General features: G+C 70.2%; 6 protein-coding genes. 2 read left to right on the top strand and 4 right to left on the bottom strand.

Going from position 1 to position 10,236, the window contains the following annotated elements; all coding sequences use genetic code 11:
• Nucleotides 1-290 precede the first annotated feature (290 nt).
• Both C1A38_RS29510 and nrdR read right to left on the bottom strand, forming a co-directional pair.
• Nucleotides 291-3,170: a vitamin B12-dependent ribonucleotide reductase gene (locus C1A38_RS29510; RefSeq protein WP_102660961.1), complete on the bottom strand. Its 2,880-nt coding sequence runs from the start codon at nucleotides 3,168-3,170 to the stop codon at nucleotides 291-293.
• Nucleotides 3,171-3,233: 63 nt separating this feature from the next.
• Nucleotides 3,234-3,734, bottom strand: a complete 501-nt coding sequence (gene nrdR / locus C1A38_RS29505; protein WP_102660960.1) for a transcriptional regulator NrdR — start codon at nucleotides 3,732-3,734, stop codon at nucleotides 3,234-3,236.
• Between the two features lie 550 nt (nucleotides 3,735-4,284).
• On the opposite strand from nrdR, the gene lexA reads away from it, so the two are divergent.
• On the top strand, nucleotides 4,285-5,067 hold the full coding sequence (lexA, locus tag C1A38_RS29500; RefSeq protein WP_102660959.1) for a transcriptional repressor LexA: 783 nt from the start codon (nucleotides 4,285-4,287) through the stop codon (nucleotides 5,065-5,067).
• 31 nt (nucleotides 5,068-5,098) lie between these two features.
• On the opposite strand, the gene C1A38_RS29495 is transcribed toward lexA, so the two are convergent.
• Both C1A38_RS29495 and hflX read right to left on the bottom strand, forming a co-directional pair.
• Nucleotides 5,099-6,847, bottom strand: a complete 1,749-nt coding sequence (locus C1A38_RS29495) for a hypothetical protein (RefSeq protein ID WP_233197102.1) — start codon at nucleotides 6,845-6,847, stop codon at nucleotides 5,099-5,101.
• A gap of 51 nt (nucleotides 6,848-6,898) precedes the next feature.
• Entirely contained in the window at nucleotides 6,899-8,341 is a 1,443-nt protein-coding gene (hflX, locus tag C1A38_RS29490; protein ID WP_102660957.1) for a GTPase HflX, read from the bottom strand.
• Nucleotides 8,342-8,516: 175 nt separating this feature from the next.
• Here hflX and C1A38_RS29485 point away from each other — a divergent pair, with 175 nt between their 5' ends.
• A complete protein-coding gene (locus C1A38_RS29485; protein WP_102660956.1) occupies nucleotides 8,517-9,989 on the top strand; it encodes an NAD-dependent malic enzyme in 1,473 nt (490 codons plus the stop codon).
• Nucleotides 9,990-10,236 lie beyond the last annotated feature (247 nt).

Genomic DNA, 10,236 nt, shown 5'->3' with positions numbered 1-10,236 from the left:
CCCCGCCCTGCCCGGCCCTGCCCGGCCCGGCGATCTTGCAGTTCTGGTCGCCGAAGTGACCCTTGTACACCTTTTGTCGCGACCGAAAGTGCAAGATCGGCGCGTGGAAAGGGCAGGACGCGGGATGCCGCGCGGGAAGGGCGGGGACGCGGGATGCCGCGGGAGAAGGCGGGACGGTGTGGGACGGCGCGGGAGGGTGGGCAGGGCTGGGGGGTGTGGGTGGGGAAGTGCAGCGACCGCCCGGTCTCGCAGGGCGAGGCCGGGCGGTCGGTGTTGGGGCGGGGGCTGGGTCAGCTGCAGCCGCTGGTGGAGCCGCAGCCCTCGCAGACGTAGCAGCTACCGGCCGGGCGCATCTTCGTACCGCAGGTGAAGCAGAGCGGTGCGTCGGCGGCCTTGCCGATCACGGCCTCCAGCAGTTCGGTGCTGGAACCGACCGAGGGTGCCGGCTTCGCGGCGGCGACGTCGGCGAGTTCCTGGGCGGGCTGGGCGATCGGCCCGGCCTTCGGCTCCTCCGGCCTGGTCTCCACCGGCGCGGACGAGGCCATCGCGGTCAGGTCCGTGCCGTTGGCCTCCGCCTCGGCTTCGGCCGCCAACTGGGCGGCCCGCTCCTTGGCGGTGAAGATGCCCAGCTCGGCGCGGCGGTCGTACGGCAGGAAGTCAAGCGCCAGGCGACGGAAGATGTAGTCCATCACCGAGGCGGCCATCCGCACGTCCGGGTCGTCGGTCATGCCGGCCGGCTCGAAGCGCATGTTCGTGAACTTGCTGACGTACGTCTCCAGCGGGACGCCGTACTGCAGGCCGATGGAGATGGCCACCGAGAAGGCGTCCATCACCCCGGCCAGGGTGGAGCCCTGCTTGGACATCTTGAGGAAGACCTCGCCCAGGCCGTCGTCCGGGTACGACGAGGCGGTGAGGTAGCCCTCGGCACCGCCGACCGAGAAGGAGATGGTCTCCGAGGGGCGCTTCTTCGGCAGCCGCTTGCGCACCGGGCGGTACTCCACGACCTTCTCCACCACCGGCGCGACGGCGGTGGTCGGGGCCGGCTCGGCGGCCTTGTTGGGCTTGGCGACCGACAGCGGCTGGCCGACCTTGCAGTTGTCCCGGTAGATCGCCAGAGCCTTGAGGCCGAGCTTCCAACCCTCGAAGTAGATCTTCTCGACGTCCTCGACGGTGGCCTGCTCCGGCATGTTCACCGTCTTGGAGATGGCGCCGGAGATGAACGGCTGGACCGCCGCCATCATCCGCACGTGGCCCATCGGGGCGATGGACCGCTCGCCCATGGCGCAGTCGAAGACCGGGTAGTGCTCCGGCTTGAGGCCGGGGGCGTCCACCACGTGGCCGTGGTCGGCGATGTGCTCGACGATCGCCTCGACCTGCTCCTCGGGGTAGCCGAGGCTGCGCAGGGCGCGCGGCACGGTCTGGTTGACGATCTGCATCGAACCGCCGCCGACCAGCTTCTTGAACTTGACAAGCGCCAGGTCCGGCTCGACGCCGGTGGTGTCGCAGTCCATCATCAGGCCGATGGTGCCGGTCGGCGCGAGCACACTGGCCTGCGAGTTGCGCCAGCCGAACTTGTCACCGATCTTGTTGCCCTGGGTCCACTGCTTGGTGGCCTCGCGGACCACCGCGGTGGCCACGGTCCCGGTGGGCTTGATTTCGTCGTTGGCGGCGGCGTGCTTGCGCATCACCCGCTTGTGCGGCTCGGCGTTGCGGGCGTAGCCGTCGTACGCGCCGACGATGCCGGCCAGCTCGGCCGAGCGGCGGTACGCCGTGCCGGTCATCAGCGAGGTGATCGCGGCGGCCAGCGAGCGGCCCTGGTCCGAGTCGTACGGCAGGCCGGAGGCCATCAGCAGGGCACCGAGGTTGGCGTACCCGATGCCGAGCTGCCGGTACGCCCGGGTGGTCTCGCCGATCTTCTCGGTCGGGAAGTCGGCGAAGCAGATCGAGATGTCCATCGCGGTGATGACGAACTCGACCGACTTGACGAACTTCTCCACCTCGAAGCCGCCGTCGGCGCGGAGGAACTTCATCAGGTTCAGCGAGGCCAGGTTGCACGAGGAGTTGTCCAGGTGCAGGTACTCCGAGCACGGGTTCGACGCGGTGATCCGACCGGTCTCCGGGCAGGTGTGCCAGTCGTTGATGGTGTCGTCGTACTGCAGGCCGGGGTCGGCGCACTCCCAGGCGGCCTGGGAGATGGTGCGGAACAGCTTCTTCGCGTCGATGGTCTCGATGGTCTGCCCGTCGAGCCGACCCCGCAGGTCGAAGCCGCCGCCGTTCTCCACCGCGGTCATGAACTCGTCGGAGACCCGTACCGAGTTGTTGGCGTTCTGGTACTGCACGCTGACGATGTCGGCGCCGCCCAGGTCCATGTCGAACCCGGCGTCGCGCAGGGCGCGGATCTTGTCCTCCTCGCGCGCCTTGGTGACCACGAACTCCTCGATGTCGGGGTGGTCCACGTCGAGGATGACCATCTTGGCCGCCCGCCGGGTGGCGCCGCCGGACTTGATGGTGCCCGCGCTGGCGTCCGCGCCGCGCATGAAGCTGACCGGGCCGGAGGCGGTGCCGCCGGAGGAGAGCAGCTCCCGGGAGGAGCGGATCCGGGACAGGTTGACCCCGGAGCCGGAGCCGCCCTTGAAGATCAGCCCCTCTTCCTTGTACCAGTCGAGGATGGAGTCCATCGAATCGTCGACGGCCAGGATGAAACACGCGCTGACCTGCTGAGGTGAGGGCGTGCCGACGTTGAACCAGACCGGCGAGTTGAAGCTGAACACCTGGTGCAGCAGCATCCAGGTCAGCTCATGGGCGAAGACCTCGGCGTCGGCCGGGGAGGCGAAGTAGCCGTACTCCTCACCGGCGGTGCGGTAGGTGGTGACCACCCGGTCGATCAGCTGCCGCAGCGACCACTCCCGCTCCGGGGTGCCCACCGCGCCCCGGAAGTACTTGGTGGTCACGATGTTTGCCGCGTTGACGCTCCAGTTCTCCGGGAACTCCACCCCACGCTGCTCGAAGTTGATCGAGCCGTCCCGCCAGTTGGTCATCACGACGTCGCGGCGCTCCCAGGCGACCTCGTCGTACGGGTGCACGCCCTCGGTGGTCCAGACCCGCTCGACCTTCAGACCCGCGCCGGCCTTGCTCCGTGTCCTGCTTGTTGTCACGCCATCCCCCGGCATCTCATCCGCCCCCTCGTCCGCGCGGCACCGCGCGATCCGACTGTCACTACCACTGAAGAAAGCTCACTGTGTGTGGCCGGCGACGCCGGCCGTCTCGGCCTGCGCGTCCTGCCGGGCACGTGCGGCGGCCCGCAGCGTCTCGATTTCCCGCTCGAAGTCGGCGAGCGAGTCGAACGACCGGTACACGCTGGCGAACCGCAGGTAGGCGACCTCGTCCAGGTCCCGCAGGGGACCCAGGATGGCCAGCCCCACCTCGTGGCTGGGGATCTCGGCGGCCCCCTTGGCCCGGATGGTCTCCTCGACCCGCTGCGCCAGCAACGCGATCGAGTCCTCGTCGACCGGTCGGCCCTGGCAGGCCTTGCGCACCCCGCCGATGATCTTCGTACGGCTGAACGGCTCGGTCACCCCGCTGCGCTTGACGACCGCGAGCACCGCCTCTTCGACGGTGGTGAACCGTTTGCCGCACTCCGGGCAGGAGCGTCGACGACGGATCAGCTGGCCGTCGTCGGCCTCCCGCGAGTCGACCACGCGGGAGTCGGCATGCCGGCAGTACGGACACCGCATCGCCCGACCTCCTCGATCGACCACGGGCACGCCTATGGCCGCCTCCGGGCACGCAACAGCGCGGCGGGCCATCATCCAGGGATGGCCGCCGACCTGATGGTACGAGAGTGCGGTCCGTAGTCGAACCCAACCTGTAGGCGAGTTACGCCTATGTGACTACTACATCTAGGGGTTGACCGTATGCCGCTGGCGAACCGCGGTCAAGTTGACCGGCGTGTCCGGCGCGTCACCCGACAACCCCGCCGCACCGCGACCCGAGAGCCCAACGCGGCGCGGCGACAGCGGTTACCGTCCGACCGGATCTGATCTTCAGAAAAGGCATCCGATCGAACACCAGTTCGACAAGACGTATCATTTATCAGAACAGGCATACGACTGTCACGCCTGCGCGTGTCGACACGCGGAGAAACCTCGTACAGATGTTTGAAAATGACCGATCTCACCTATACGGTCATGGGCAGCCGGAGGTGACCATGGTCGACCAGCCCGGCAGACCACCGCATGCACCACGAGCCGCCGAGGCACCCAGCGCCGACCAGGGAGGACGGACGTGACCCAGGACCGGGCCAACCGGCCACAGAGCCCGCAGCAGAGCAGCGAGGCGGGGCCGCCGCCCACCCGACGCCGCAGCGTCACCCGCGCCCGAGCCGCGCAGCCCGCCGTTCGCCCGGTGACCCAGGTGGCAAACACCTTCCCGGACCCGGCCGCCGCCGACCTCACCGCCCGGCAGCGTCGCATTCTGGACTTCATCCGCACCTGGGTGGAGCGGCACGGCTACCCGCCGAGCGTGCGGGAGATCGGCGAGGCGGTCGGGCTGGTCTCCCCGTCCAGCGTCGCCTACCAGCTCAAGGAGCTGGAGAAGAAGGGCTTCCTGCGGCGTGATCCGAATCGGCCACGCGCGGTCGACGTCCGCTCCCCCGGCGACATCGACGACGAGCTGAGCCGCTCGCAGCGCCCCACCCCGGCGTACGTGCCGATGCTCGGCCGCATCGCCGCCGGTGGGCCGATCCTCGCCGAGCAGTCGATGGAGGACGTCTTCCCGCTGCCCCGCGAGCTCGTCGGCGAGGGCGAGGTCTTCATGCTCCAGGTCAAGGGCGACTCGATGCTCGACGCGGCCATCTGCGACGGCGACTGGGTGGTGGTCCGGCAGCAGCCGACCGCCGACTCCGGGGAGATCGTCGCCGCCATGCTCGACGGCGAGGCGACGGTGAAGACCTATCGGCGGCGCGACGGCCACGTCTGGCTGATGCCGCAGAACCCGGCTTTCGATCCCATTCCCGGCGACGACGCCACCATCATGGGTCGCGTGGTGGCCGTGCTGCGCCGGATCTGACCCAGGACACCGACCGGTGCTGGCCGCAGGGTCAGTACCGGTCGCCCCGGTAGCCGTAGGTGCCGCCGGGCGGCTGACCGTACGGCTCGGAATTCTCCTCCCGGTAACGACCGGAGCGCCGACCGTGGTAATCCGGATCGGCCGGTCCACCGCCACGTCGGGGTGGCTCGGCACGTCCACCGCCGCGGGGCGGTTCGACGCGGCCGCCGCCACGGGGTGGTTCGGCGCGGCCGGCGCCACCGGGACGTACGCCACCTCCGTACACGCCGCCGCCCGCCGGTCGACCGCCGCCGGCCCGGCCACCGGAGCCGGGCACGCCCTCACCGGCACGGCCGCCACCGCCGTAGACGCCACCACCGGCCGGTCGGGCACCGTTGCCGCTGGCCCGTCCCCCGTACACCGGTCCGGGCCGCGCCGGGCCGGGTCGCTCGGCGTTCGGCGAGCCGCCGCCGTAGACGCCACCGGTCGCTGCGCCGCCGTACACACCGCCGGACCGTGCGCGGTCGCCGGCCGCGCCGTCGTCGTCCTTGCCTGTGGGTTTCGGGCCGTCGTCACGGCCACGCCCCTTGCCGGCCGGTCCCGGCCGCTTGCGGGCCCGCAGGATGCCGTAGATGCCCGCACCCACGAGCAACGCACCGAGTACGCCCACCGAGGCGATCAGGTACGTGATGTCGTCGAGGGTCAACCCGTCGATGAACGACTGGCCGGATGACTTCTTGGCCGCGTCCGGATCCTCGGCCAGGTTCTTCGGGCCTTCGGTGGACGGGGTGTAGCTGAGGATGTCGACCGGCTCGTCGTCGTCCAGGTGACCCGCGTCGGAAACGGTCAGGAAGGTCTTCCCGTCGGTGGAGTACGAGATCGCCTCACCGAACGGGTCGGCCAGCGCGGTGACCCGGGGCGTGCCGGTGGTCAGCGCACCGACGATGTCGCCGTTCTGGACGTCGTACTCGAAGGCGTCGGCGTAGGTGCGCAGCACCACCCGGGAGCCGTCGGGCGACCGGGCGGCACCGGTGATCGCGACGCGGCCGAAGGTGCTCAGCGGGTTCTCGGTGTCCGTTCTCGGCAACGTGATGTCGCCGAGCTTCTTCATCGGCACCGGCTCGGTGTCGCCGGTCTTCAACGCGCCGTCCGGGGTGAAGATCTCGGCCTTGCCGGAGGTGACCTTCGTGATGATCAGCGGCAGGTTGTCGTCGCCGATCAGCAACGCCTCGGCGTCGCGGGGCTTGCCGTCCGGGTACGACAGCCGGTGCAGGACCGGCTGCTTGCTGCCATTGACCGGCATGCTCCAGACGGCCACCCGCTCGCGACGCTCCCGGCTGGTGACGTTGTCACCGGTGTCGGCGATCCACAGCTTCGTCCGGTCCGGCGAGAGGGCCAGATCCTCGGTGTCGAACGGCCCGGCACCGGTGTAGCCCACGTTGCGGACGACCTGGCAGTCCTTGTTCAGGTAGAAGACCTGCTTGCGGTCGTTCTGATCGGTGCTGTCGTTGATCACGATGTACCCGCTGCGGGTGGCTACCAGGCCGGACATCTCCCGCAGTCGGGGATCGGTGACGGTGCACTGCTTCTTGCCGGCCTTGGTCAGTGGTGCCGACCCGAGCACGGCCGGCCCGAGCGCCGCCGGGACCACCGTCTGGGGCCCCGCCGCCACCTGGCCCGTCACCGCGACGGCTGCCGCGGCGGGGACGGGCGACGACGCCGCCACGGCGACACCCGTGACTGCCACGGTGGCCCCGAGCAGGCCGAGTGCCACCGTGACCGAAGAAACAGTGCGGAGCATGAAAGAAGTGTCGCATGCCGGAAGTTTCCGTCGGGTGACGCCGTAGCAGCGTTACCGGGCGGTGCTGACCGCCTCCGCCGTGTCGCGGTACGGGGCCAGTTCGGCCGCCAACGCCTCGTTGACCCGTACGTGCAGCATCGTCCCCTCCGGCAGGTGGGCGGTGCTGAGCACCTCGCCCTGCCGGTGCAGTCGGGCCACCAGGTCACCCCGGTCGTACGGCAGCACCACCCGCACGTCGACGGCCGGACGGGGCAGCCGCTGCTCGATGGTGGCGCGCAGGTCCGCGATGCCGCGCCCGCTGTGCGCGGAGACGAACACCGCCTCCGGCCAGATCCGCTTGAGCTGGAGCAGCGTCTCCTCGTCGGCCGCGTCGGTCTTGTTGACCACGAGCAGTTCGGGCAGCCGGTCGGCGCCCACCTCGGTCAGCACCTCGCGGACAGCGCGTACCTGCTCCTGCGGGTCCGGGTGGGTGCCGTCGACCACGTGCACCACCAGATCGGCCTCGGCGACCTCCTCCAGCGTCGAGCGGAACGCCTCGACGATCTGGTGCGGCAGGTGCCGGACGAAGCCGACCGTGTCGGAGAGGGTGTAGACCCGCCCCTCGGAGGTGGTGGCGCGGCGGGTGGTCGGATCCAGGGTGGCGAACAGCGCGTCCTCCACCAGCACACCGGCACCGGTGAGCCGGTTGAGCAGACTCGACTTGCCGGCGTTGGTGTAGCCGGCGATGGTGACCGCGGGAACCGCGTTGCGGGTACGGCGGGACCTCTTGGTCTCGCGTACGGTGCTCATGGCCTTGATCTCCCGGCGCAGCCGGGCGATGCGGTGGCGGATCCGACGCCGGTCGGTCTCCAGCTTGGTCTCACCCGGGCCACGAACACCCACGCCGCCGCCGGCACCGCCGCCACGACCCGAACCACCGGTCTGCCGGGACAGGGTCTCACCCCAACCACGCAGCCGGGGCAGCAGGTATTCCAGCTGGGCCAGCTCGACCTGGGCGCGGCCCTCCTTGCTCTTGGCGTGCTGGGCGAAGATGTCGAGGATCAGCGCGGTGCGGTCGACCACCTTGACCTTGGTGCGCTGTTCCAGGTTGCGCAGCTGGGACGGGGACAGCTCACCGTCGCAGATCACCGTGTCGGCGCCGACGGCGAGGACCACCGCGCTGAGGTCGTCGACCTTGCCGCGACCGATGTAGGTGGCCGGGTCGGGCCGGGTGCGGCGCTGGATGAGCCCTTCGAGCACCTGCGACCCGGCGGTCTCCGCCAGCGCGGCCAGCTCGGTGAGGGAATTGTCCGCGTCGGCCTGGGTGCCTTCGGTCCAGACCCCGACCAGCACCACCCGCTCCAGCCGAAGCTGCCGGTATTCGACCTCGGTGACGTCGGTCAGCTCGGTGGAGAGGCCGGGGACCCGTCGCAACGCCTGCCGCTCGGAGAGTTCGTACTCCCCGGTGGTGGTTTCGAATTCGTCGTTGGAAACGTGGGTCTCCTGGTCTCGCAAGCGTCTCTCCTGGGTCCGATCTGAGCGTTACTGAGCAATCCTGTCATGTGACAACACCGATCGCACCCGCAATATGCCCTGCACACAAAGGGCCCAAAGTGGGGGCGGCTGCCAGACGCCCAGGCAGGGCGGGTAGAAATGCCACGAGCCGTTCAGCGCCGACGGAAGGACCTGCGTGGCCATCACCCGACTGCCCAGTGCCGGATTCTCGATCACGGTCCGGATCGCCGTGCCAGCCGATGCCTCCTCTATCGGCCGTCTCACCACCTCGGTGGGAGAGGCCGGGGCGATCGTCACCGCACTGGACGTGGTCGATTCCGACCCGAACCACGTGATCGTGGACCTCACCTGCGACACCGCCGACGCCGGGCACGCCGACCAGGTGGTCGACGCGCTGCGGGCGCTCGACGGCGTGGACGTGCGCAAGGTCTCCGACCGCACCTTCCTGCTGCACCTCGGCGGCAAGATCGAGGTGAGCCCGAAGGTCGCGCTGCGCACCCGGGACGAGTTGTCCCGCGCGTACACCCCGGGGGTGGCGCGGGTCTGCCAGGCCATCGCCGACAACCCGGCCGACGCCCGCCGACTGACCATCAAGCGCAACACCGTGGCCGTGGTCAGCGACGGCTCGGCGGTGCTGGGGCTGGGCAACCTCGGCCCGGCCGCCTCGCTGCCGGTGATGGAGGGCAAGGCGGCCCTGTTCAAGCGCTTCGGTGGGGTGGACGCCTGGCCGGTGGTCCTCGACACCCAGGACACCGACGAGATCGTCGCCATCGTGAAGGCGATCGCGCCCGCGTACGGCGGGATCAACCTGGAGGACATCGCCGCGCCGCGCTGCTTCGAGATCGAGGCCCGGCTGCGTGAGGCGCTGGACATCCCGGTCTTCCACGACGACCAGCACGGCACCGCGATCTGCGTGCTGGCCGCGCTGACCAACGCGCTGCGGGTGGTGGGCAAGCGCCTCGCGGACGTCCGGGTGGTCGTCTCCGGCGCCGGCGCGGCGGGCACCGCGATCATGAAGCTGCTGCTGCGTCAGGGCGTCGGCGACGTCATCGCGTACGACCGCCAGGGCGCCCTGCACCGCGGCCAGCCCGACCTCAACTCGGCCTGGCAGTGGCTGGCCGAGAACACCAACCGGGACGGCTACTCGGGTGACCTGCCCGGGGCGCTGGAGGGTGCCGACGTCTTCATCGGCGTGAGCGCGCCGAACCTGCTCACCGGCGACGACATCGCCCGGATGGCCAAGGACTCGATCGTCTTCGCGCTGGCCAACCCGGACCCGGAGGTCGACCCTCGGGAGGCGCGCAAGCACGCCGCCGTGGTGGCCACCGGCCGCTCCGACCAGCCGAACCAGATCAACAACGTGCTCGCCTTCCCCGGTGTCTTCCGCGGCATGCTCGACGCGCACGCCGAGGAGTTCACCGAGGAGATGGCGATCGCCGCCGCCCAGGCCATCGCCGACGTGGTCGGCGAGGAGAAGCTCAACGCGACGGTCATCGTGCCGAGCGTCTTCGACTCCCGGGTGTCCCCGGCGGTCGCCGCCGCCGTCCGCGCCGCCGCCCAGAACCCCGCCAGCACTCCCCCGCCGGCCGCCGATCCCGGCCCCGCCGACCTCCCCGAGATCGCCGCCAACGCCTCCGCCACCCCCTGAGTCCCACCCCAACCGCAAGACCACCGCTGGCCCCGGAAGCACACCTGCTCCCGGGGCCAGCTCACCCTCCCCACCCTCCCCCGCCACGCCCTCGCACCTGACGGCGCGTCGATCTTGCACCTTTGGTCGGGATGAATCACCGCAAATACGGCGATTATGGCGACCAAAAGTGCAAGATCGGCGCGTAGAGGGGGTCAGGCTGACCGTGGCCGAGCCGGACTTGGTCGGGTCGACCACGGACGTCGCC

Source organism: Verrucosispora sp. ts21 (assembly GCF_002879555.1).
Classification (GTDB): domain Bacteria; phylum Actinomycetota; class Actinomycetes; order Mycobacteriales; family Micromonosporaceae; genus Micromonospora; species Micromonospora gifhornensis.
This window is presented reverse-complemented; position numbering and strand designations above follow the sequence as displayed.

Bases quoted from the DNA above. Each gene is read 5' to 3' on its own strand.
- C1A38_RS29495 (WP_233197102.1), bottom strand. From the start codon at position 6,847: ATGCTCCGCACTGTTTCTTCGGTCACGGTGGCACTCGGCCTGCTCGGG.
- C1A38_RS29510 (WP_102660961.1), bottom strand. From the start codon at position 3,170: ATGCCGGGGGATGGCGTGACAACAAGCAGGACACGGAGCAAGGCCGGC.
- nrdR (WP_102660960.1), bottom strand. From the start codon at position 3,734: ATGCGGTGTCCGTACTGCCGGCATGCCGACTCCCGCGTGGTCGACTCG.